Raw genomic sequence first — 21,629 nt, forward strand, 5'->3', positions numbered from 1 at the left:
CGGCGGGGGGTGGCGGGGCCGCGTCCCGAAGGATCGGTCCCCGCCCCCTTAGGCTCAGGCGCGCGTCTGAACGCCACCGGCCTGACCGGCCGTGGTCGTCGCCGGGGTCGCCTTGACGGCGGTCGGCTTGGCAGCGGCGCCCGAAGCGATGGCCGGACGAACCGCACCGTTCGAAGCCAGGAAGCCCAGCACGTCGTTCGAGAAGGACGACAGGTCTTCCGCGATGCCCTTGTTGCGACGCTGCAGCCAGTTGAAGGCGAGCACGGCCGGAACCGCGACGACCAGGCCGAGCGCGGTCATGATGAGCGCTTCACCGACCGGACCGGCGACCGCGTCGATCGACGCCTGACCCGACGAGCCGATCTTGATGAGCGCGCGGTAGATGCCGATAACCGTACCGAACAGACCGATGAACGGCGCGGTCGCACCGACGGTCGCGAGGAAGGCGAGACCGCCGCCCAGCTTCGAGTTAATCGCGGCTTCCGAGCGGGCCAGCGAACCATGCAGCCAGTCATGCGCTTCGACCGGATCGGTCAGCTTCGAATGCTGGTCCTGCGCGGCCAGACCGTCGTCGACGATCTGCTTGTAGGCCGAGTTCTTCTCGAGCTTGGCCGAACCTTCGCGCAGCGAGTTCGACGACCAGAAGCCCTGACGAACGCGCTTCGCCTGGTTGATGATCTTCTGCTGCTCGAACAGCTTCGAGAACAGGATGTAGAAGGACACGATCGACATCAAGCAGAGGATGGTGAACACCGACTGCGAGATGAGGCCGCCTTCCTTCAGGGCCTGGCCGAGACCGTAGGGGTTTTCGGCACCGGCCGCGGCGCCGCCCGCGGCGAGGATGGTGGTGAGCATGGTTGGTTAGGTCCTCTGACTAAAGCGTTGGGTTTTGATCGGCTTTTAGCCGTTATTCCTGTGGCAGCTGCCAACGGATGTTAAGCGTGTAGGACGACGCGACCGGATTACCGCCGGCATCCTGCGCCGGGGTAAAGCGAACGCGCGCCTTGGAGATGCGGCACGTCGCATCGTCCAGGGCCCGGTTGCCGCTGCTCGACAGGATCGAACAGTCGGTAACGCGCCCATCGGTGCCGATCGACAGCTTGGCCGACACGCGACCTTCCGCGCCTTCGCGCTGGGCCGAGGGCGGATAGGCGTCGGGACCGAAATACTGGCCCGGATTACCGCGCAGACCGGCCGCCTTCGAAACCGCGGGCGGAGCCGGCGGCGCAGGCGGGGCCGGCGGCGCAGGCGGAGCCGGAGGCGCAGTCGGCTGGCTGAGCGGGATGACCGACGTCGTCGTGACGGCGGGTGCCGGAACCGGCAGCTGCACGATTGGCGGCGGCGTCACCACCGTGGTCGGCGGCGGCGGCACATTAGGCTGCTCCGGCGGCGGGGGCGGCGGATCTTCCGGCGGTGGGGGGGGCGGCGGCTCTTCCACGTTGAACGTGTCGAGCTTTTCGGTGGCCTTCTTCACGTACTGGTAAGCCAGCCCCGTGACGAAGGCATAGCCCAGAGCAGCATGGATGAGCACGACGATAACGATCGCGACCACCTTGCCCCCGGACATCTTCTGGTCAGTATAGGCCATTCAGCAACGAAACTCCTCAGTCTGCCAGTTTCGCCTCGCCGTAGCGTGGGGACGTGGGAAACTCCTGCCATGCTCTTACGGCACGCGGCAGAGCCTTGAACCCTATCGCTACGACTGGCGCGGCGCAATCAGTTTGTCGGACGTAATAAACGTACAACCGGCACATGACGAAATTATTTCTGTACCGTTAATACACGAAGGAGTAGCCGAAAGCGATGAATCCCCTCTCCCACGCCATTCGCGCTTGCGTTTTGACGCTGGCGATTCCCGCTTTTACCTCCCCCGTTCCGGCGCAGATCGCGACCCGGCCGTCGATCGCTCAGGGTGATTCGATGGTAGCGCAAACAGGGCCCGGCTATGCCGATATGGCCGATTTGGTCCTGTCGGCCCCGGTGATCGCGGACGTGACGATCCGATCGGCGGCGGCGATCAAGGGGGCCGAGGCGGCGGGCGTCGCGGCCGGGCATCAGCGCTTCTATGTCGAGGCGGATGTGGGCACGTTGATCCGGGGGGCGGGCGGTTTGCCCGCACGGGTCGGCTATCTGTTCGATGCCGCCACCGATGCGCGCGGACGGGCACCGCGGCTGAAGAAGATGCGGGTGCTGATCTATGCGCGTCGCGTCCCGAATGCCGCGGATCAGTTGCAACTCGTCGCCCCCGATGCGCAGCTTGCCTGGACCCCAGATGCCGAACAGCGCAGCCGCGCCATCACGCGCGACGCCCTGTCGCCCGATGCGCCGCCGGTCATCACCGGCGTCGGCAATGCGTTTTACGTACCCGGCAGCCTGCCCGGCGAAGGCGAGACCCAGATTTTCCTGACCACCGCCAACAATCGCCCTGTTTCGCTATCCGTGCTGCGCCGTCCGGGCGAAGACCGCCGCTATGCCGTGGCGCTGAGCGAGATTGTCGACGAATCCGCCGCACCGCCCACGCGCGACACGCTGCTCTGGTATCGCCTCGCCTGCGCGTTGCCGGAATCGCTGCCCGACCACAGCACGGCGTCGCTATCGCCCGAGGATGCCGGGGCGGCGCGCGACGATTATCGCTTCGTTCTGCAAAAGCTCGGCCCCTGCGGGCGCGAGCGTCAGGTGCCGACCGCGAGCAACTGACCCGTGACGGCGTGTGCGGCGGCGAGATAGGCAACCGCCGCCGCGACCGATTCCGCCGTGGCGTCCGCCGTCGGGACGATCGCATTGATCCGCGCGCCGGGGGCGGCGGCGATGGCGAGCGGCGCGATCGTCGCCTCCGCCATTGCCTGCGACACGGGGTCACGCCCCGGAGTCAGCACCAGGACCAGATCGACACCGGGATTCGCGGCCACCACGACCGCGACATCGGCGTTGGGATCGAGATCGATTCGCCGCGCCGCCATGACGATCAGCGGCGATGACGGACCAGGGTGATGCCGATCGCTTCGCCATCCTCGGCGATGGCCAGCTTGACGATCTTCACCTGCACCCGGCGAACCCGCTTGTCCTGAAGGAACAGCGTATCGCAGATATGATCCGCAACCCCTTCGATCAGCGTGAAATGCACGCCCTCCGGCAACGCCGTCGCGGCATGTTTGAGGTCGAGATAGTTCTTCGACTCGGTCAGCGGACTGTCCGGGGTATAGCGCGCCGGACAGTCGAGATCGACGGTCAGCGAGATGCGCAGCGGCTGCGGCAGGTGTGTTTCCTCGGAATAAATGCCGGTCAGGACCTGCACTTCAAGGTCGTGGACTTCGAGCTGGAGACGGTCTTCCATGCCCGCGCCTCTAGCAGAGGCCGTACGCCCAAGGAAAGCGCAAGGGAAAGCTTGCATCACTCCGCCGTCGCGCTAAGGGCGCGCGTCCCCCTCACCCACCGGACTGCCGCCCCTTGACCGTCACGCCCGTCCTTGTCCCGCTCGACGCGGTCGATCCCGCCGCGGTCGAGGCCCTGCTGGACTGTGCCTTTCCGCCGGGGCGGCAGGCGCGAACCGCCTATAAGATACGCGGCAACGTCGCCCCCATTTCGCCGCTCTGCTTCGCGATGGTCGAGGACGAGGCGCTGATCGGTTCGATTCAGTGCTGGCCGGTGGCGCTGACCGATGACGCCGGGAATGCGCATCCGCTCGTGATGGTCGGGCCGGTCGCGGTCGCACCCGATCGCCAGCGCGACGGCATCGGTCGGCACCTGCTTCACCATATGCTGACGGCGGCGGCCTCGCTGGGACGGGACAGCGCGCTGATGCTGATCGGCGATCCGGAATATTATGGCCGCTTCTTCGGCTTCACTGCCGAACGTACCGGCCAATGGCGGCTGCCGGGACCGGTCGAGCGGCATCGCCTGCTGGCCCGTGGTGCCGATGTGCCCGCCATGGCGGGGATGCTGGGCCCGGATCCCACCCGCGGCTGAGCCTGCGGCCTTTACCTGAGCGGTCTGCGTCCCTAACTCGGGTGGATCATGCCGATGGCGCTGCCCCCCGATCTATCCTCCCTCAGCCTGGCCGAAATCGTCCAGGCTATGGAAGCGCAGAAGCTGCCGCCCGTGTCGCATTGGAATCCCGGCCATTGCGGTGACAGCGACATGCGGATCGCGCGCGACGGCACCTGGTTTCACCAGGGCAGCCCGATCACGCGTCCGGCCATGGTCCGCCTGTTCTCCACCATTTTGCGACGCGAACCCGATGGTCGCCACGTCCTGGTGACGCCGGTCGAGAAGCTCGACATCGCGGTCGAGGATGCGCCGTTCGTCGCGGTGACGATGAAGGCCGAGGGCGAAGGGCGGGATGCCCGGCTGGTTTTCCAACTCAACACCGGCGATCTGGTGGCTGCCGGCCCCGCCCATGGGCTGCGTTTCGTCGAGGGGGAAGACGGCCCCCGCCCCTATCTGCATGTCCGCGACGGGCTGGAGGCGTTGATCGCGCGGCCGGTCTATTACGAACTGGCCGAACGCGCGCTGGTCGGGGACGAGCAGCTGCCCGGCGTGTGGAGTGATGGCGCGTTCTTTCCCCTGACCGGTCCGGCCGCCGCATGACGCTGGCCGAAAGGCTGGCTCAGGCGATGGCGCGCATTCCGGCCGCCGACCTGCTGACCGGCGACGGAGTCGAGACGCACGAGATGACGGTGACGCCCACCGCCGCCGCCGTGCTGGTGCCGGTCACCGACCGGGCCGAGCCGGGTGTCGTCCTGACCCAGCGGACCGAGAATTTGCGCAATCATGCCGGGCAGATCGCCTTTCCCGGTGGGCGGGCCGATCCCGGCGATGCCGATCTGGTCGCAACGGCATTGCGTGAGGCGGAGGAGGAAATCGGCCTAAGCCCCGGCGCCGTCACCATAGTCGGGCTGGCGGACCGTTATCGCACGGTGACCGGGTTCGAGGTGACTCCGGTGCTGGGTGTCATCCCGCCCGACCTGACCCTGCACCCGGCGGAGGCGGAAGTGGCCGACCTGTTCGAGGTCCCGCTGGCCTTTCTCCTCGATCCTGCCCATCACCACCGGGTCAGCGCGCCGTGGCGCGGGCGGACCCGCCATTTCTACGAGATTTTATGGACCGACCGGCGCATCTGGGGCGCGACTGCCGCGATGATCGTCAACCTGTCACGGCGACTGCAATGGGCGACCTGAACGCCGCCAGCGCCCCTTGGGCGGACCGGATCGATCTGATCGCGCTGGCCGAGCGGCTGGAGGCGCGTTTCGTCGGCGGCGCGGTGCGAGACTCTCTGCTGGGCCATGCGGTGGCGGACATAGACCTCGCCACGCCGCTCTCGCCCGAGACGGTGATCGAGCGGGTGCGCGAATGCGGGTTCAAGCCGGTGCCGACCGGCATCGCGCACGGTACCATCACCGCCGTCCTGCCCGACGGCCCGGTCGAGGTCACGACGCTGCGTCGCGACGTCTCCACCGATGGCCGCCATGCCGTGGTCGCCTTCACCGACGACTGGCGCGAGGACGCGGCGCGGCGCGACTTCACCATGAACGCGCTTTACGCCGATCCGGCGACCGGCCGGATGTTCGACTATTTCGGCGGGCTGGACGATCTGAAGGCGGGGCGGGTGCGCTTCATTGGCGATCCGTTGCAGCGCATTGCCGAGGATCATCTGCGGATATTGCGCTTCTTCCGTTTCCACGCCCGTTTCGGCCAGGCGGTGGACGAAGCCGGGCTGGCGGCCTGTACGCAGCGCGCCAACGACCTGATGGCCCTGTCGCGCGAGCGGATCGCGGCGGAGTTGCTGAAATTGCTGGTAGCGGCGCGCGCCGTGCCGGTGATCGCGCTGATGGTCGAACACGGCATTTTCCGGGCAGTGCTCCCGGAGATCGATGCCGAGGGGGCCGAGCGGCTGGCGCAATTGGCCGAGCGCGAGCGGGCCCAGGGGATTGCACCCGACGCCATTCGCCGCCTCGCCGCGCTGATCCCGCCGCCGTCCGCCGAAGCGGTGGGAGCCCGACTGAAGCTCTCCAATCTCGACCGCAAGCGCCTGATCGCCGCCACCGCCGGACCGGGAGAGGAAGGCCCCCGCGCGCTGGCCTATCGCGTCGGGGTCGGTGGAGCGATCGACCGGCTATTGCTGGCTGGGGAGCCCGTCGAGCCGATACGCGACTGGACCCCGCCCACCCTGCCGCTGACCGGGGGCGCGCTGGTGGCGCGCGGGATCGGCAAGGGGCCGGAGGTGGCGCGGCTGCTTCGCCAGATCGAGACCCGCTGGATCGCGGAGGGTTTCCCGGACGAAGCGCGGGTCGGCGCCTTGGCCGATGCGGCGGTGGCTCAGGCCTGATCGGCGATCATCGCCCAAGCGGCATCGGGATCGAGCGGATGGGCATAGAAATAGCCCTGGCCGTAATTGCACCCCAGGGCTCCCAGCGTATGCCCCAGTTCGATCGCCTCGATCCCCTCGGCGGTGGTCTGCATGCCGAGCGCCTGGGCCAGGCCCAGGATCGCGCGGACGATCGCGATCTTGTCGCGGTCGGCCAGCATCCCGTTGATGAAGCTGCGATCGATCTTGAGCACGTCGATCGGCAATTTCTGAAGATAGGCCAGGCTGGAATAGCCGGTGCCGAAATCGTCCATCGCGATGGTGGTGCCCAGCGCCTTCAACGCCTTCATGATCGCGGTGACCCGATCGGGATCGCCGACGATCGCGCTTTCGGTCAACTCCAGCGCCAACCGCTCGCCGGCGATGCCGGCTTCGGCCAACGCCATTTCGATCAGCGCCGGAATATCGTCGCGCTGTAATTGGATCGCAGAGACGTTGACGGATATGCGGACCCCGCAGTCGCCGCCTGCCGCCCGGTCCCATTCGGCAAGCTGCCGCAGCGCCTCTCGCACCGCCCAGCGGCCCAGCGGGACGATCAGCCCCGATTCCTCGGCGACGGGGATGAATTCGGACGGCAAATGATCCTGCCCATCCACGTCGCGCCAACGCGACAGCGCCTCGAATGCGACGGTCTTGCCCGTGGCAAGGTCGCAGATCGGCTGATAGGCGAGGTGCAATCCGTTCTGTTCGATCGCGCGGCGCAACGCGGTTTCCATCGCGAACTGGGCGCGCGCGATGGTGAAGGCCTGGGGATGATAGATTTCGGTGCGGCCCGCCGCCTTGGCATGCTTCACCGCGAACTGCGCGTGGCGGATCAACTCCTCCGCATCGCCATCGGGCCCTTCGTTGAAGGCGATACCGACCGATGCCTCGACATTGACCTCGTAATCGGTGAGGCGGAACGGCGCGCGCATCGCGCGGTCGATCCGGGCGGCCAGGACATGCGCCTCGTCCTCGCTGCCGTCGATCATCATCAGAATGCCGAATTCATTACCACCGATTCGGCCGATCGAGTCGCGGGCGCGCAGCGCCCCCTTTACGCGCCGCGCCACGGTAATCAGCAATTCGTCGCCGACCAGCGAACCCATGCACGCGTTCAGCCGACCAAATCGGTTGAGGTCGATGACCAGCACGGCATGACGCTGGCCGGTCGCCATGATCGCCTCGATCAGGTCGCCAAAGCCCTGTCGATTGGGCAGCCCGGTCAGACTGTCGGTCATCATTTCGCGACGCAGGCTGCGCTCGGTATGATGCTGGGTGGTGTGATCGACGAGCATCAGGACGCAATGATCCGCCGCCCCCTCCGCCGGGCGCGTCAGGGTCGCCTGATAGTAACGGCAGTCGATCACCTCGCCCAGTTGCAGCGGGAAGTCCACCGAGCCCTGGTCGCCCCCTAGAAACGCCTCGATCCGCTGTGCCAGTTCGGTCATCAGCATCATCTGGGTCCGGTCTTCATCAAGACCGGCACGGCGAAAGGCGTCATTGGCGGCGACAATGCTCAGGCAGCCCTCGGACAGCCGGATCTCCGCCGCCGGGATCGCCATGATCTGGATCGCGCATGACGTCAGCGACACGGAATTTCGCGTCGAGGAACGTTGCGTGGGATAAGCGATTGAAGCCATCTCCCGCCCCGATTAGCCGGAGAGTCTTAAAACCCCCTAAAAACAGGGCGGTTTTCTCTCATCGCAATCGATTACGGATCGATCGATCGCGCGGAGCCGAAACGGGTTCATCCGGCCCGGGCGTTCGCCCCGGAAACGGGCCGGACGCCGGTTTTCAGCGGGCCGATGCCGCAAGAACGTCCCCCGGCCTATTTCGCAGAAAGCCTCTAATCGAAACGATTGTCGCGCGGGAAGCCGGTGGGGGGCATCCGCCCCGCCGCGCCGCGCGCCGTCCGCCAGGCCGACAGGTCGGTTTCGGTTCGGACCCGCCCGCTATCGCCGCCCATCGCCCAGCTCAGCCCGTCCTTGAAGACGAAGGTCGTGGCGTCCGACAATCCACCATCGCGGTAGCGCTGAAGCTGGACCCCGGTGCCACGCGACAACTCGACGAACTCCGTCAGCGGGAAGACCAGCAGCTTGCGATTGTCACCGATCGCCGCGACATAATCGTCCTCGACCCCGACCGGACGCACGACCTTCAATTGGGACCCGGCGCGCGGGGTCAGCACGGTCTTTCCTTTTCGCGTTTCGGCAATGGTATCGGCGGTCGGCACGACGAAGCCGCGTCCGTCCGACGCCGCGACCAGCAGCTTGGTCGCGCGCGCGGCGGGCAGGAAGCCGACGATGCCGATCGATCCGTCGAGGTCGATCATCGCGCGCACCGGTTCGCCAAAGCCGCGCCCGCCGGGCAGCTTGTCCGCCGCCAGCGTGAAGAAGCGCCCATTCGCCGCCGCCAGCAACAGCTTGTCGGTGGTCTGCGCGTGGAAGGCGAAGGCGGGGCCGTCACCTTCCTTGAACTTCGCCGTATCCGCCGAGGCGAGGTCGACATGCCCCTTCATCGCGCGAATCCAGCCGCGTTGCGATAGGATGACGGTGATCGGCTCGCGCTCGATCATCGCCTCCAGCGGTATGTCGCGGGTCGGCGCGGCTTCCTCGATCAGCGTGCGGCGCGCGCCCAGCGCAGTCTCGGGACCATAGCGGTCGCGAATCTTGCCCAGATCCTTCTTCATCCGCGTCCGCTGGCGCTGGTCGGACCCCAGCAGCAGGGTGAGCTGCTCGCGCTCCTTGTCGAGCTTGTCGCGCTCGCCGCGAATCTCGAACTCTTCCAAACGGCGCAGCGAACGGAGGCGCATGTTGAGGATCGCCTCGGCCTGACGGTCGGTCAGGCGGAATTCCGCGATCATCACCGCCTTGGGCTCGTCCTCGGTACGGATGATCTCGATGACCCGGTCGAGATTGAGATAGGCGACCAGATAGCCTTCGAGCAGTTCGATCCGGTCGGCGATCTTGCCGAGCCGATGCTCGGAACGCCGCCGCAGCACCACGAACTGATGCTCGACCCAGGCCGCCAGCGCCTCGCGCAACGACATGACGCGCGGGGTGCGGTCCTTGTCGAGAACGTTGAGGTTCAAGCTGACCCGCGTCTCCAGGTCGGAGAAGCGGAACAGCCCATCCATCAGAACCTGCGGATCGACGGTGCGCGCGCGCGGCTCCAGCACGATGCGAACCTGCGCATCCGATTCGTCGCGGACATCGGCCAGGATCGGCAGCTTCTTGTCGTTGATCAGCGTGGCGATCTGTTCGATCAGCTTGCCCTTGGCGACGCCGTAAGGGATTTCGCTGACCACGATCTGCCAGCCGCCGCCCTTCTCGCGCTCGATCTCCCAGCGCGCGCGGACGCGGAAGCCGCCCCGCCCGGTGGTGTAGCTTTCGCGCAATATGGCCGGCGCATCGACCACGATGCCGCCGGTCGGGAAATCGGGTCCCTTGACCAGCGCCAGGATCGCATCGTCATCCGCGTCCGGCCGATCGACCAGCAGGATCGCGGCCTCCAGCAGTTCGGCGGCGTTGTGCGGCGGGATGCTGGTCGCCATGCCGACCGCGATGCCGCTTGCGCCGTTCGCCAGCAGGTTGGGGAACAGGCCGGGAAACAGCTCGGGCTCCTGCTCCTCGCCATTATAGGTCGGGCGATAGGCGACGGCGTCTTCATCCAGCCCGTCCATCAGGTCGATCGCGACCTGGGTCAGCCTTGCTTCGGTATATCGGTAGGCGGCGGCGTTATCGCCGTCGATATTGCCGAAATTGCCCTGCCCGTCGACCAGCGGGTAGCGAAGGGCGAAATCCTGCGCCAGGCGAACCATCGCGTCATAGACCGATTGGTCGCCATGCGGATGGTACTTACCGATCACGTCGCCGACGACGCGGGCGCACTTCTTATACCCCGCCGCCGGATCGAGCTTGAGCAGCCGCATCGCCCAAAGCAGCCGCCGATGCACCGGCTTCAGCCCGTCGCGCACATCGGGCAGCGAGCGCGCGGTGATCGTGGACAGCGCATAGACGAGGTAACGCTCCGACAGCGCACTGTCGAAGGGCGCGTCCAGCACGCCGACGGGAGGATTGTCGCGGAGATCGATCGCCATGGAAGCATCGCTTCTAGCAAGCGTTGCACCGAAGAACAATCGGCGAGATCAAAAAGGGAACATATACATACGAAGCGGACGCGTGGGGTAGCCGCGCCCGCTTCGTCGAACCAGGGACCGGGCTTACGCCTGGGTCGCCTGAGCCTGGTTCACATCCTGGGCGAAGTGATCGCCCGCCGCCACGGTGCAATTCTGGAAGGCGACGGGGGTGAAGGTTTCGACCCCGGCCACATCCTCGTCGGTCTTCACCTTGCCATGCGGCCCGCGCACCGGCTGGAAGGCGACGACTTCGGGATGGAAGGTCGCGAGGACGTCCGCCGTATCGCGGCAGGCGACCGTGCGCTCCGCATTACCATTCTTCACCACCGCGATGGCCTCCATGCCGTTGGCGAGCGGGACACGCGCCTGCTCCCAGATTTGCGGCTGCGGCGCCGCATGCATCGGCCGCGCCACGGCAGTACCCGCCGTCAACACCAGGGCTCCACCAACAACACCGATCATCAGCTTGTTCATGACTACCTCCTTTGCAAGCATAGCCATAACCCGTGATCTACAGGGTCGGTTTCCGTTACTTCTGGCCTTACAATTTTTTAATCTGTCCTCCAAAAACTGTTCATTGTGTCGCGAGGATTACAACGCCGTCATCCTTGACGATGCTGTTCGCCGCACCATGTCAGTATGGCGCCCAACTCCATTGCGCCGCCGCGCCCCTTCCATTATAGGCGCGCCATCCCGCCTCGGGCCTCAGCATGGGGGCGCCGGGGCTGTACTCATTTCAGGGGACCGCCGCATGGCTCGCCGCCGCCAAATCTACGAAGGCAAGGCCAAGATCCTGTACGAGGGCCCCGAGCCCGGCACGCTGATCCAGTATTTCAAGGACGACGCCACCGCGTTCAATGCCCAGAAGAAGGGCACGATCAACGGCAAGGGCGTGCTCAACAACCGCATCTCCGAGCATGTCTTCACCATGCTCGACCATATCGGCGTGCCGACCCACTTCATCCGCCGCCTGAACATGCGCGAGCAGTTGATCCGCCAGGTCGAGATCGTGCCGATCGAGGTCGTGGTGCGCAACGTCGCGGCGGGCTCGCTGTCCAAGCGCCTGGGCATCGAAGAGGGCGTGAAGCTGCCCCGCACGATCATCGAATACTACTATAAGGACGATGCGCTGGGCGACCCGATGGTCACCGACGAGCATATCGCCTGCTTCGGCTGGGCCAGCCAGGAAGAGATGCACGACATCGCCGACCTGGCGATCCGCGTGAACGACTTCCTGTCGGGCATGTTCGCCGCGATCGGCATCCGCCTGGTCGACTTCAAGCTGGAATTCGGCCGCATCTGGGACAATGACTTTGGTCGGATCATCCTGGCCGACGAGATCAGCCCCGATGGCTGCCGCCTGTGGGACATGACCACCAACGAAAAGCTGGACAAGGATCGCTTCCGTCGCGACCTGGGCGGCGAGGTGGAAGCCTATCAGGAAGTGGCGCGCCGTCTGGGCCTGCTGCCCGAGGGGGGCGACACCGCCGTCCTCGACCTCGAAGAACACCGCAAGAGCCGGGGCAAGTAATGAAGCTGAAGATTTTCGTCACCCTGAAGCCCGGCGTGCTCGACCCGCAGGGCAAGGCGATCCACCACGCGCTGGAAAGCTTGGGCTTTGCTGGCGTGAACGACGTCCGCGCGGGCAAGCTGATCGAGCTGGAAGTCGCCGACGCGACCACCGACGCGCAGATCGACGAGATGTGCCGCCAGCTCCTCGCCAACACCGTGATCGAGAATTACCGGGTGGAGCGCGCCTGATGAAGACCGCCGTAATCGTCTTTCCGGGCTCGAACTGCGACCGCGACCTCGCCGTCGCGCTGGAGGCGGTGACGGGCGTCAAGCCGGCCATGGTCTGGCACGGCGACAGCGAACTGCCCGAGGGGCTGGGGCTGATCGGCGTACCGGGCGGCTTCTCTTACGGCGATTACCTGCGCTGCGGCGCGATCGCGGCCCGCTCGCCGATCATGCGCGCGGTCGTGGAGTCGGCGAACAAGGGCACGCCGGTCTTCGGCGTGTGCAACGGCTTCCAGGTGCTGGCCGAAACCGGGCTGCTGCCGGGCGCGCTGATGCGCAACCGCTCGCTTAACTTCGTGTGTCGCGACGTCGATCTGGAGGTGGCCAACACCGACAGCGCCTTCACCCGCCTCTACAAACAGGGCGAGACGATCCGTATCCCGGTCGCGCATCATGACGGCAATTATTTCGCCGATGCCGACACGCTCGACCGTCTGGAAGGCGAAGGACGCGTGGCCTTCCGCTATGCCGAGGACGTCAACGGCTCGGCCCGCAACATCGCGGGCGTGCTGAACGAGAAGCGCAACGTGCTGGGCATGATGCCTCACCCCGAACGCCGCATCGAAGCCGCCCATGGCGGCGATCATGGCCGACGCCTGTTCGAAGGCCTGCTGGAGATGGTGGGGGCCTAACCCCTCCCCTGTTCAGCCTGAGCGAAGTCGAAGGCCACGGGACTACATCTGACAAAGGGGGAGCGAGGCGACTCGCTTCCACTTTTTTGTTCGCGCGAAGCCGCGATGGCGCGAAGAAGGTTTTTGTTCGCGCGGAGGCGCGGAGGACGCAGAGGTGTCTGGTCTTGTGGACGCCCTATCCCTTTCGCCTCATGCTTGCGGCAAAAGCATGCGGCTACCGCCGCGTAGGGCAGTTCCGCGCCCTCTGCGCCTCTGCGCGAACCCATTCATGCCCCGCTCCTTTGCGTCTTCGCGGCGTCGCGCGAACCCAAATCAAACCCGCGCCCGGAATGGCGTGAAGTCGGTTCCCTCGTCGAAAACATCCACCCCCTCGGCGCGCTTCAGCCAGCCGACGATCAGATAGGTCACCGGGGTCAGCAACACCTCCCAACCTACTTTCAGCGCCCATTGGGTGAACAGCACCACGACCACCAGATGCGTGGTCCACCCCTGCGCGCCCCAGAAGGCCAGCGGATAGAAGATCAGGCTGTCGACCCCCTGCCCCACCAACGTCGAGCCGATGGTCCGCGACCAGAGATGCCGCCCGCCCGTCCAGACCTTCATCCGCGCCATGACATAGGCATTGACGAACTCACCCGCCCAAAAGGCGCAGACGCTGGCCAACACGATGCGCGGCACCTGGCCGAAGATCACCTCATAGGCTGCCTGGTTGGTCCAGCTCGGCGCCGGTGGCAGCGCGACGACGACATAGCTCATGAACGCCATGAACAGCACCGCCGCCGTCCCCGCCCAGATGACCCGCCGCGCGCGGGCATAGCCATACACTTCGGTCAGCACATCTCCGATGACGTAGCTCAGCGGAAAGAACAGGATACCCGCGCCGAACGGCCACTGTCCGACCAGCGGCAAGTCGATCACCGCGACCTTGCCCGCACCGATGACGTTGGACAGCAGCAGGATGGTGACGAACGCCGCCATCACGAAGTCAAACCAGCGAAACGTCGTCCGCTCCACATCGCGTCCCGTGACCGCCCGTTCCCCACTCATGCCGATCCCCTTCACCCTGTTCGGACCGACATTTATCGCCATTCCCAAAGCACGCAAACCACGCTACGAACCCGCCCATCCGCGCGTCCGTAGCTCAGTTGGATAGAGCAAGGAGCTTCTACCTCCTCGGTCGGGGGTTCGAATCCCTCCGGGCGCGCCAGTTCCTAAAATGGTTGCCGGGCAAAGCTCGACCCCTGGCCGGATTGCCCAGTTCCCCTTCAGTTCGCCGCGAAGGAGGGGACCTGGGTGGCCACCGTCGGAATGTCGCTCAGCGCGGCAATTTCGTCGGCGTCGCCGAGCATAAGGCCAACCCGCTGGTGAAGCCCCGTGGGCGCAATATCGAGTATCCGCCTCTCGCCATCGGTCGCCGCGCCGCCCGCCTGTTCGATCAGATAGCTCATCGGATTGGCCTCATACATCAGGCGGAGCCTGGCGTGGCCGGTGCGCTCGTCGCGGGGATAGAGGAAGGTGCCGCCGCGTTTCAGGATGCGGTGGACATCGGCCACCATCGACCCAGTCCAGCGCATCGAATAGTCCCGGCCGCAAGGACCTTCGCTGCCCGCCACCCGATCGTCGACGAAGCGGGCGACCACATCCGACCATTGCCGCCGCCGCGCCACGTTGATCGCGAACTCAGGCGTCCCGCCGGGCATCCGGATCGGGCCATCGGTGAGGTTCCAGGCCCCGACCTCGCGGTCCAGCGTGAACTCGTACACACCGGTGCCGATCGACAGCATCAACAGCGTCTGCGGTCCGTAAATGGCATAGCCCGCCGCCACCTGCTCCGAGCCGGGCTGAAGGAAATCCTCCTCGCCAATCTCGCGACCGGCGGCGTCCGCCGGGGCCTTCAGGACCGAGAAGATGGTGCCGACCGACAGGCAGACATCGATGTTGCTCGACCCGTCGATGGGATCGAACAGCAGCAGATATTCGCCCTTGGGATAGCGATTGGGAATGCGGTGGATCGTCTCCATTTCCTCCGACGCCATCGCCGCGAGGTGCCCGCCCCATTCATTGGCATCGAGCAGGAAGTCGTTGGCGATCACGTCCAGCTTCTTCTGGACCTCGCCCTGCACATTCTCGCTGCCCAGCGACCCCAGCACCTCGCCCAGCGCGCCCTTCGACACGGCATGGCCGACCGTCTTGCAGGCGCGCGCCACCGTCTCGATCAGCAGCCGCAATTCGCCGGGCAGCTTCGCGGGCCCCCGCTGCTGTTCGATCAGGAAGCGGGTGAGCGACATTCGTGGTGTCATGGTCAAGCTCCAGGCTGGGTGGAGAGGAGGGAAAGCATTGGGTTGGAGGCCGCCGAGACGCTCGAGCCGCGGGCGATCAGCCGTCCGGCGAGCACGACCTTGCGGACCGCGGCATCGGCATGGTCGAGGCGATCGATCAGCATCGCCATGGCGGTGCGGCCGATTTCCTCGACCGGCTGTTCGATGACCGACAGGCCGCCGCCGACCAGGTCCATCCAGCCCTCATTGTCGAATCCGGCCAGCGCCATGTCGCCCGGTACCGATAGGCCCAGTCCGTGCAGCGTGCGCAGGACCGCCATCAGGGCCAGGCCGTTGCTGGCGACCAGAGCCTGAGGGCGATCCGGCCGCGCGAGCAGGTCGGTGACGATCCGCGCCACCTCGCCATCGCCATGCGGGACGGCGATCGCCTCGGCGGTAAGGCCCAGCCGCTGCGCCGCCGCCTCGAAGCCCGCACGGCGTTCCTCGCCCGTGCTGCTCGACGCGCCGAACAGCCCCGCGATCCGGCGGAACCCGCGCGCCTGGAGGTGTTCGACCAGCAGCGCCGCCATCGCGGCATTGTCGAGCACGACGCAGTCATGCGCGATGCCGGGCGTGGCGCGGTCGATCAGGATCATCGGATAGTCGGGCTTCGCCTTGCCCAGTTTCGCCAAACCCTGTCGGGTCGGCGCCAGGATGACGCCGGTCACGCGCTCTTCCTGCATCAGTTGCAGGTACATCGCCTCGCGAACCGGGTCCTCGTCGGTGTTGCACAGGATTACGCGCAGGCCGCGCGCATAGGCCAGGTTTTCGATAACGCGCGAAACCGCGGTGAAGAAGGGGTTGCGGATGTCGGCGACGACCAGCCCGATGGTGTTGGTGTGTCGCGACCGCAGCCGCCGGGCGGCGAGGTTGGGGCGATAGCCGGTCGACCGCACCGCCGCGAGCACGCGGTCGCGCATCGCCTCATCGACATTGCGGCCGCTCAGCACCCGCGACACCGTCGCGGTCGAGACGTTGGCGACCAGTGCCACATCCTTGATACCGACGGTCATGGAAAACGTTCTCTCCTCTCCACTGCGCGTTCTGACGTCGCGTTCCCAAGTTTCATGCCTGCTCCGTCGTTTCGTGGCAAGCGCTATTGACATAGTTTAGAGAAAACGTTTTCTAGGACGACAAGCGACGATCGAGAGTCGTGCCGGAGAGGCCAGAAAGACATGTCTACCCAAGCCCCGCCCCCTGCCATCCGCCCGGAGCTCATCCGGCTCGCGGCCACGGCGACCGACAAGACGGATGCGATCCGCCAGGCGGGGCAGCTGCTCGTCGCGGCGGGATGCGTCGGTGCTGGCTATGAGGACAGCATGATCGCGCGCGAGGGCGTCGCGAACACCTTTCTCGGCGCGGGAGTGGCGATCCCCCATGGGCTTGGCGAGGACAAGGGACTGGTTCGTCGCGACGGGATCGCGGTGCTGCAATTCGTCGATGGGATCGAGTGGAATCCCGGCCAGGTCGCCCATCTGGTGGTCGGCATCGCCGCCAGTTCGGACAGCCATATCGCAATCCTGCGCCGCCTGACCCGCCTGATCCAGGACGAAGCGCGACTGCATCAGCTGGCGACCACCGACGACCCGATGCTGATCATCGCCGCGTTGCAGGACGAGGCGACCGATAGCCATCGGACCCGCCTGCCCGCCGACGATCTGGACGAGCGGGTGACATGGACCGTCGATTATCCCACTGGCCTGCACGCGCGTCCGGCCGCCGCCTGGTCGGAAGCGGCCAAGGCGCTGCCGGTCGCGCTGCGTGTCCGGCACGAGGGGGAAACCGCCGATCCGCGCAGCCTGGTCGCCCTGCTCCAGCTCGGACTGAAGGCCGGGGACCAGATCACCATCTCGGCTTCCGGGCCCGGAGCGCGGGGTGCAGTGGACAGCTTCCATGCGGCGATCACGCGACTGACCACTCGCGAAAAGGCCGATGCCGCGCGTGCCGCGCAAAAGGCGGCGGCGGCGGCCCCCGTCCAGGGCTGGAAACCCGTCGGGACGCCCGCGATGATCGCGGGGGTCGCGGCCAGCCCGGGACTGGCGATCGGTTCGGTCCATGTCCTCGCCTCGGCGGAACTGGAGGTCGTCGACCATCCCGCCGACCTGGCCACCGGGGGTGCGCTGCTGGAGGGCGCACTGATCCGCACGCGGGCGCAAATGCAGGCGCTGATCGACGACACCACCCGCCGCCTGGGCGCGGGCGACGCGGCGATCTTCAAGGCGCAGGCGGGTCTGCTCGACGATACCGACCTGATCACGCTCACCTGCCAGTTGATGGTCGAGGGTCATGGCGTCGCCTGGGCCTGGCATCAGGCGATCGAGCGCATGGCGGGCCAGTTGTCGGCGCTGGGCAATCCCGTGCTCGCCGCACGCTCGGCCGATCTGCGCGACATCGGCCGCCGCGTCCTGGCGCAGATCGATCCCGGATTGGGGCTGGGGACACTCGACGACCTGCCCGAAGCGCCGTGCATCCTCGTCGCCGCCGATCTGGCGCCATCGGATACGGCCGCGCTCGACACGAACCGCGTGGCGGGCATTGCCACCGCATTGGGCGGCCCGACCTCGCACAGCGCCATCCTGGCGCGCACGCTCGGCCTGCCTTCGGTCGTCGCGGCGGGCGCGGACCTGTTGTCGCAGGCGGCGGGGACGGTCGCGATCGTCGATGGCGATACCGGGCGGGTGTGGCTCGATCCGTCCGAAGCGGATCTGGCCTCCGCCCGCGACTGGATCACCGCCATCGCCGCGCGCCGTGCCGCCGAGGAAGCCGAACGCAGCCGCCCGGCCGTCACCCTCGACGGCCATGGCGTCGCGATCGCCGCCAATGTGAACCGCCCCGATCAGGTCGCCGAGGCGCTGGCGCAAGGTGGCGAGGGCGTCGGCCTGATGCGCACCGAATTCCTGTTCCTCGAACGTGGCGACAGCCCCAGCGAGGACGAACAATATGCCGTCTACCGCGCGATGATTGACGGGCTGGACGGTCGCCCGCTGATCGTCCGCACCCTCGACATCGGCGGCGACAAGCAGGTGCCGCACCTGCACCTGCCCAAGGAGGAGAACCCCTTCCTCGGCGTGCGCGGCGCGCGGCTGCTGCTGCGCCGCCCCGACCTGCTGGAGCCGCAGTTGCGCGCGCTCTACCGCGCCGCCAAGGATGGCGGCGACCTGTCGATCATGTTCCCGATGATCACCTCGGTCGCCGAACTCGTGACGTTGCGGGAACGGTGCGAGGCGGTACGCGGGTCGCTCGACGCGCCGGTGGTGCCGATCGGCATCATGATCGAGGTGCCCGCCGCCGCCGTTCAGGCCCATGCGCTGGCGAAGCATGCCGATTTCTTCTCGGTCGGCACCAACGACCTGACTCAATATGCGCTCGCCATCGACCGGCAGAATCCCGAACTGGCGAGCGAAGCGGACTCGATGCACCCGGCCGTATTGCGTCTGATCGCCATGACGGTGGAGGGAGCGCGGCAGCATGATCGCTGGGTTGGGGTGTGCGGCGGTCTGGCGGGCGATCCGTTCGGTGCGGCGCTGCTGACCGGCCTGGGCGTCACCGAATTGTCGATGACCCCGCGCGACCTGCCCGCGGTCAAGGCGCGGCTGCGCAGCAGTGAGCTGCCCGCGCTTCAGGCATTGGCCGCCCGCGCGCTGACGATGGAGAGCGCCGCCGATGTGCGCGCGCTCGACGTCGCACCGGTTGCGGAGTTGCGCGAAAGGAGTGCCGCGTGATGCGTATCGCCACCGTCACCTTCAATCCCGCGATCGACCAGACAATCATGGTCGACCGGCTGGTCCCCGGCGAAGTCCATCGCGCGCGCTCGATCCGCCAGGATGCGGGCGGCAAGGGCGTCAACGTCGCGAGTTGCCTCGCCGATTGGGGTGCGCCGGTCAGCGTGTTCGGGCTGCTGGGACAGGACAATGCGACCCTGTTCGAAACGCTGTTCGAGCAGAAGGCGATCGACGACCGCTTCGTGCGCTTGGGCGGTGACACGCGCGTCAACATGAAGATCGTCGACGACACGGACACCACCGACATCAACATGAGCGGCCCCGTGGTCGGCGAGGCCGATGTCGCTCGGGTCGAGCAGGCGGTGACGGATTTCGCGGGCGAGGACGCGCTGATCGTCCTGTCGGGCAGCCTGCCGCCGGGATGCGACACGATCCTCTATGCCGGGATGGTGGCGACGCTGACCGCGCGCGGCGCGCGGGTGCTGCTCGATACCAGCGGCGCGCCGCTGACCCAGGCGCTGCGCGCCGATGTGTTGCCGCACATCGTCAAGCCCAATCGCCGGGAACTGGCCGCCTGGGCCGACACCTCGCTCGACACCATCGCCGAGGTCGCCGCGTGCGCGACGGCGCTGCACCGGCGCGGCGTGGCGCTGGTGGTCGTGTCGATGGGCGAAGACGGTGCGCTGTTCGTATCGGACGAAGGCGCGCTGGTCGCGCATCTGGCCGCCGGGCCGCTCGCCAGCACGGTGGGCGCGGGCGACGCCATGGTCGCGGGGCTGGCCGCCGGGATCGCCGAAGGCGCTGGACTGGAGCGGATCGCGCGCCTGTCCACCGCCTTCGCCGTCGCCAAGCTGGGGCGGCCGGGCCCGCACCTGCCAGACCTCGCGACTATCGACGCATTGGCCGCACAGGTCACGATCAGCGGAGCCGGGGTTACCGGTCCGTCCATGGTGGGAGAGGATTCATGAAGAGGCTGTTGGCGATCGTCGACGCCGGAGAGGCGGGCGTCACCGGCGTCCTGGCGGGCGAGGCACTGCGCCGCGCGGCCCGCGATGCGGGCCAGGCGATCGAGATCGAATTGCGCACCGCCCAAGGCGTGGTCAATCCGGTCGCCGCCGGAAATGACGACATGCTGCTGTTCGTCGGCGCCGAAGACAGCGCCGATGCCGACACCCGCGCGCGCGCCGACCGGCTGTTGACGCTGGAAGCGGTGCTCGCCGATCCGGTCGCCGCGCTGAAGATCGGCAGCAAGGCGCCCGTCGCGACCAAGAAGATCGTCGCGATCACCTCCTGCCCCACCGGCATCGCCCATACCTTCATGGCCGCCGAGGGATTGCAGGAGGGCGCGCGCCAGCTCGGCTATGACATCCATGTCGAGACGCAAGGCTCGGTCGGCGCGGGCAACCCGCTGACGCCCGAGCAGATCGCCGAGGCCGATGTGGTCCTGATCGCCGCCGATCGCGAGGTCGATCGCGCGCGCTTCGCGGGTAAGCGGGTGCTGGTCAGCAACACCAAGCCCGCCATCACCGGCGGCGCGGCGCTGATCGAAAAGGCGCTGGCCGAGGCCAAGGTCCAGGGTGGGGCCGCCACCGCCTCCTCCGCCGCCGCAACGACCGAGCGCGCGGGGCCGTACAAGCATCTGATGACCGGCGTGTCGTTCATGCTGCCCTTCGTGGTGGCGGGCGGCCTGCTGATCGCGCTCGCCTTCGCGCTGGGCGGCATCCACGCCAATGACGAGGCGAATGCCGGCACCTTGGCCTATGCGCTGTTCAGCATCGGCGCGAAGGGGGGCTTCGCGCTGATGGTGCCTGCGCTGGCCGGATATATCGCCTATTCGGTCGCCGACCGGCCCGGCATCGCACCCGGCATGATCGGCGGGATGCTTGCGAGCAACCTGGGTGCGGGTTTTCTGGGCGGCATCGTTGCGGGCTTCATCGCGGGATATGGCGTCGACGCACTCAACCGCGTCATCCGTTTGCCCAAGAACCTCCAGGGCCTGAAACCCGTCCTGATCCTGCCGCTGCTCGGCACGCTGCTGACCGGTCTCTTGATGATCTATGCCGTGGGCACGCCGGTCGCAGCGGTGCTGTCCTTCCTGACCGAATGGCTGCGCGGGATGCAGGGGTCGAACGCGGTCCTGCTGGGCCTGATCCTGGGCGGCATGATGGCCTTCGACATGGGCGGACCGGTCAACAAGGCCGCCTATGCCTTCTCGGTCGGGCTGGTCGCCTCGCAGGTCTATACGCCGATGGCGGCGACCATGGCGGCGGGCATGACCCCGCCGCTCGCCATCGCGCTGGCCACCCGACTCTTCCCCAACCGGTTCACCGCCGATGAGCGCGAAGCCGGGGCCGCCGCCGCCGTGCTCGGCCTCGCTTTCATCAGCGAAGGCGCGATCCCGTTCGCGGCGCGCGATCCGCTCCGGGTCATCCCCTCGCTGATGGCGGGATCGGCGATCACGGGGGCGATCTCGATGGTGGCGGGCGTCGAGCTCCGGGTGCCGCATGGCGGCATCTTCGTGCTGCCGATCCCCGGCGCGGTCACCCATCTGGTCGCCTATGTCGCCGCGCTGGCGGCCGGAGTGGCGGTGAGTGCGGTACTCGTCGGATTTGTGAAGCGCCCGGTGGCGCAAGGCTGATCGCCACGCCCCGCCGGGGGGACTGGGCGTATTTCAAG

At 67.0% G+C, this 21,629-nt stretch carries 21 protein-coding genes and 1 tRNA gene; 12 read left to right on the forward strand and 10 right to left on the reverse strand.

Annotation, left to right across the window (positions count from 1 at the left end; all coding sequences use genetic code 11):
* Positions 1–54: 54 nt before the first annotated feature.
* Complete coding sequence (locus NZL82_RS11265) at positions 55–855, reverse strand: MotA/TolQ/ExbB proton channel family protein (RefSeq protein WP_261269857.1); 801 nt, start codon at positions 853–855, stop codon at positions 55–57.
* A gap of 52 nt (positions 856–907) precedes the next feature.
* Positions 908–1,588: an energy transducer TonB gene (locus NZL82_RS11270; RefSeq protein WP_261269858.1), complete on the reverse strand. Its 681-nt coding sequence runs from the start codon at positions 1,586–1,588 to the stop codon at positions 908–910.
* A 215-nt stretch (positions 1,589–1,803) separates the two neighbouring features.
* Here NZL82_RS11270 and NZL82_RS11275 point away from each other — a divergent pair, with 215 nt between their 5' ends.
* Positions 1,804–2,697, forward strand: a complete 894-nt coding sequence (locus tag NZL82_RS11275) for a hypothetical protein (RefSeq protein ID WP_261269859.1) — start codon at positions 1,804–1,806, stop codon at positions 2,695–2,697.
* Here NZL82_RS11275 and NZL82_RS11280 read toward each other — a convergent pair.
* A complete protein-coding gene (locus tag NZL82_RS11280; RefSeq protein WP_261269860.1) occupies positions 2,673–2,960 on the reverse strand; it encodes a Rossmann fold domain-containing protein in 288 nt (95 codons plus the stop codon). The genes NZL82_RS11275 and NZL82_RS11280 overlap by 25 nt on opposite strands.
* Before the next feature lie 5 nt (positions 2,961–2,965).
* The gene (locus NZL82_RS11285) at positions 2,966–3,334 is read right to left on the reverse strand and encodes a dihydroneopterin aldolase (RefSeq protein ID WP_261269861.1); all 369 of its coding nucleotides are present in this window, start codon (positions 3,332–3,334) and stop codon (positions 2,966–2,968) included.
* A gap of 113 nt (positions 3,335–3,447) precedes the next feature.
* On the opposite strand from NZL82_RS11285, the gene NZL82_RS11290 reads away from it, so the two are divergent.
* From NZL82_RS11290 to NZL82_RS11305, 4 genes are read left to right on the forward strand one after another with little or no spacing between them, the layout of a single operon-like run.
* On the forward strand, positions 3,448–3,966 hold the full coding sequence (locus NZL82_RS11290; protein WP_261269862.1) for a GNAT family N-acetyltransferase: 519 nt from the start codon (positions 3,448–3,450) through the stop codon (positions 3,964–3,966).
* A gap of 48 nt (positions 3,967–4,014) precedes the next feature.
* Positions 4,015–4,587, forward strand: a complete 573-nt coding sequence (locus NZL82_RS11295) for a DUF1285 domain-containing protein (RefSeq protein ID WP_261269863.1) — start codon at positions 4,015–4,017, stop codon at positions 4,585–4,587.
* A complete protein-coding gene (locus NZL82_RS11300) occupies positions 4,584–5,177 on the forward strand; it encodes a CoA pyrophosphatase (protein WP_261269864.1) in 594 nt (197 codons plus the stop codon). The genes NZL82_RS11295 and NZL82_RS11300 overlap by 4 nt, the downstream gene beginning before the upstream one ends.
* Positions 5,165–6,325, forward strand: coding sequence for a CCA tRNA nucleotidyltransferase (locus NZL82_RS11305; RefSeq protein ID WP_261269865.1), 1,161 nt, complete (start codon positions 5,165–5,167; stop codon positions 6,323–6,325). Before NZL82_RS11300 ends, NZL82_RS11305 begins: the two co-directional genes overlap by 13 nt.
* Here NZL82_RS11305 and NZL82_RS11310 read toward each other — a convergent pair.
* The 3 genes from NZL82_RS11310 to NZL82_RS11320 form a co-directional block, all read right to left on the reverse strand.
* Positions 6,316–7,908, reverse strand: coding sequence for a bifunctional diguanylate cyclase/phosphodiesterase (locus NZL82_RS11310; protein WP_261270018.1), 1,593 nt, complete (start codon positions 7,906–7,908; stop codon positions 6,316–6,318). The genes NZL82_RS11305 and NZL82_RS11310 overlap by 10 nt on opposite strands.
* Before the next feature lie 284 nt (positions 7,909–8,192).
* The gene (parC, locus tag NZL82_RS11315) at positions 8,193–10,445 is read right to left on the reverse strand and encodes a DNA topoisomerase IV subunit A (protein ID WP_261269866.1); all 2,253 of its coding nucleotides are present in this window, start codon (positions 10,443–10,445) and stop codon (positions 8,193–8,195) included.
* Between the two features lie 123 nt (positions 10,446–10,568).
* Positions 10,569–10,958, reverse strand: a complete 390-nt coding sequence (locus NZL82_RS11320; RefSeq protein ID WP_261269867.1) for a hypothetical protein — start codon at positions 10,956–10,958, stop codon at positions 10,569–10,571.
* Positions 10,959–11,235: 277 nt separating this feature from the next.
* On the opposite strand from NZL82_RS11320, the gene purC reads away from it, so the two are divergent.
* Genes purC through purQ form a run of 3 tightly spaced genes read left to right on the forward strand, consistent with a single transcriptional unit; the run spans position 11,236 to position 12,913 of the window.
* On the forward strand, positions 11,236–12,015 hold the full coding sequence (purC, locus tag NZL82_RS11325; RefSeq protein WP_007405170.1) for a phosphoribosylaminoimidazolesuccinocarboxamide synthase: 780 nt from the start codon (positions 11,236–11,238) through the stop codon (positions 12,013–12,015).
* A complete protein-coding gene (purS, locus tag NZL82_RS11330; protein ID WP_042486357.1) occupies positions 12,015–12,245 on the forward strand; it encodes a phosphoribosylformylglycinamidine synthase subunit PurS in 231 nt (76 codons plus the stop codon). The genes purC and purS overlap by 1 nt, the downstream gene beginning before the upstream one ends.
* Positions 12,245–12,913: a phosphoribosylformylglycinamidine synthase subunit PurQ gene (gene purQ / locus NZL82_RS11335; protein WP_261269868.1), complete on the forward strand. Its 669-nt coding sequence runs from the start codon at positions 12,245–12,247 to the stop codon at positions 12,911–12,913. The genes purS and purQ overlap by 1 nt, the downstream gene beginning before the upstream one ends.
* Before the next feature lie 312 nt (positions 12,914–13,225).
* Here purQ and NZL82_RS11340 read toward each other — a convergent pair whose 3' ends face one another.
* Complete coding sequence (locus NZL82_RS11340) at positions 13,226–13,960, reverse strand: queuosine precursor transporter (protein ID WP_261269869.1); 735 nt, start codon at positions 13,958–13,960, stop codon at positions 13,226–13,228.
* Between the two features lie 83 nt (positions 13,961–14,043).
* On the opposite strand from NZL82_RS11340, the gene NZL82_RS11345 reads away from it, so the two are divergent.
* Positions 14,044–14,120, forward strand: a tRNA-Arg gene (locus NZL82_RS11345).
* A 58-nt stretch (positions 14,121–14,178) separates the two neighbouring features.
* Here the strand turns inward: NZL82_RS11345 and NZL82_RS11350 are convergent.
* Together NZL82_RS11350 and NZL82_RS11355 are read right to left on the reverse strand one after the other, a co-directional pair.
* A complete protein-coding gene (locus NZL82_RS11350; RefSeq protein ID WP_261269870.1) occupies positions 14,179–15,201 on the reverse strand; it encodes a class 1 fructose-bisphosphatase in 1,023 nt (340 codons plus the stop codon).
* 14 nt (positions 15,202–15,215) lie between these two features.
* Positions 15,216–16,244 carry a LacI family DNA-binding transcriptional regulator gene (locus tag NZL82_RS11355; RefSeq protein WP_261269871.1) on the reverse strand — a complete coding sequence of 343 codons (1,029 nt, stop codon included), beginning with the start codon at positions 16,242–16,244 and terminating at the stop codon, positions 15,216–15,218.
* A gap of 162 nt (positions 16,245–16,406) precedes the next feature.
* Here NZL82_RS11355 and ptsP point away from each other — a divergent pair, with 162 nt between their 5' ends.
* Genes ptsP through NZL82_RS11370 form a run of 3 tightly spaced genes read left to right on the forward strand, consistent with a single transcriptional unit; the run spans position 16,407 to position 21,591 of the window.
* On the forward strand, positions 16,407–18,953 hold the full coding sequence (ptsP, locus tag NZL82_RS11360; protein WP_261269872.1) for a phosphoenolpyruvate--protein phosphotransferase: 2,547 nt from the start codon (positions 16,407–16,409) through the stop codon (positions 18,951–18,953).
* Positions 18,953–19,921 (forward strand): 1-phosphofructokinase, encoded by a 969-nt coding sequence (gene pfkB / locus NZL82_RS11365; RefSeq protein ID WP_261269873.1) that lies wholly within the window; start codon positions 18,953–18,955, stop codon positions 19,919–19,921. Before ptsP ends, pfkB begins: the two co-directional genes overlap by 1 nt.
* A complete protein-coding gene (locus NZL82_RS11370; RefSeq protein ID WP_261269874.1) occupies positions 19,918–21,591 on the forward strand; it encodes a fructose-specific PTS transporter subunit EIIC in 1,674 nt (557 codons plus the stop codon). The genes pfkB and NZL82_RS11370 overlap by 4 nt, the downstream gene beginning before the upstream one ends.
* Positions 21,592–21,629: the final 38 nt, after the last annotated feature.

Origin of the sequence: Sphingomonas sp. LC-1 (assembly GCF_025371035.1) — a bacterium.
GTDB lineage: Bacteria > Pseudomonadota > Alphaproteobacteria > Sphingomonadales > Sphingomonadaceae > Sphingomonas > Sphingomonas sanguinis_E.

Coding starts and splice junctions, on each gene's coding strand:
- NZL82_RS11265 (WP_261269857.1), bottom strand. CDS start 855: ATGCTCACCACCATCCTCGCCGCGGGCGGCGCCGCGGCCGGTGCCGAA.
- NZL82_RS11270 (WP_261269858.1), bottom strand. CDS start 1,588: ATGGCCTATACTGACCAGAAGATGTCCGGGGGCAAGGTGGTCGCGATC.
- NZL82_RS11275 (WP_261269859.1), top strand. CDS start 1,804: ATGAATCCCCTCTCCCACGCCATTCGCGCTTGCGTTTTGACGCTGGCG.
- NZL82_RS11280 (WP_261269860.1), bottom strand. CDS start 2,960: ATGGCGGCGCGGCGAATCGATCTCGATCCCAACGCCGATGTCGCGGTC.
- NZL82_RS11285 (WP_261269861.1), bottom strand. CDS start 3,334: ATGGAAGACCGTCTCCAGCTCGAAGTCCACGACCTTGAAGTGCAGGTC.
- NZL82_RS11295 (WP_261269863.1), top strand. CDS start 4,015: ATGCCGATGGCGCTGCCCCCCGATCTATCCTCCCTCAGCCTGGCCGAA.
- NZL82_RS11300 (WP_261269864.1), top strand. CDS start 4,584: ATGACGCTGGCCGAAAGGCTGGCTCAGGCGATGGCGCGCATTCCGGCC.
- NZL82_RS11305 (WP_261269865.1), top strand. CDS start 5,165: ATGGGCGACCTGAACGCCGCCAGCGCCCCTTGGGCGGACCGGATCGAT.
- NZL82_RS11310 (WP_261270018.1), bottom strand. CDS start 7,908: ATGGCGATCCCGGCGGCGGAGATCCGGCTGTCCGAGGGCTGCCTGAGC.
- parC (WP_261269866.1), bottom strand. CDS start 10,445: ATGGCGATCGATCTCCGCGACAATCCTCCCGTCGGCGTGCTGGACGCG.
- NZL82_RS11320 (WP_261269867.1), bottom strand. CDS start 10,958: ATGAACAAGCTGATGATCGGTGTTGTTGGTGGAGCCCTGGTGTTGACG.
- purC (WP_007405170.1), top strand. CDS start 11,236: ATGGCTCGCCGCCGCCAAATCTACGAAGGCAAGGCCAAGATCCTGTAC.
- purS (WP_042486357.1), top strand. CDS start 12,015: ATGAAGCTGAAGATTTTCGTCACCCTGAAGCCCGGCGTGCTCGACCCG.
- purQ (WP_261269868.1), top strand. CDS start 12,245: ATGAAGACCGCCGTAATCGTCTTTCCGGGCTCGAACTGCGACCGCGAC.
- NZL82_RS11340 (WP_261269869.1), bottom strand. CDS start 13,960: ATGAGTGGGGAACGGGCGGTCACGGGACGCGATGTGGAGCGGACGACG.
- NZL82_RS11350 (WP_261269870.1), bottom strand. CDS start 15,201: ATGTCGCTCACCCGCTTCCTGATCGAACAGCAGCGGGGGCCCGCGAAG.
- NZL82_RS11355 (WP_261269871.1), bottom strand. CDS start 16,244: ATGACCGTCGGTATCAAGGATGTGGCACTGGTCGCCAACGTCTCGACC.
- ptsP (WP_261269872.1), top strand. CDS start 16,407: ATGTCTACCCAAGCCCCGCCCCCTGCCATCCGCCCGGAGCTCATCCGG.
- pfkB (WP_261269873.1), top strand. CDS start 18,953: ATGCGTATCGCCACCGTCACCTTCAATCCCGCGATCGACCAGACAATC.
- NZL82_RS11370 (WP_261269874.1), top strand. CDS start 19,918: ATGAAGAGGCTGTTGGCGATCGTCGACGCCGGAGAGGCGGGCGTCACC.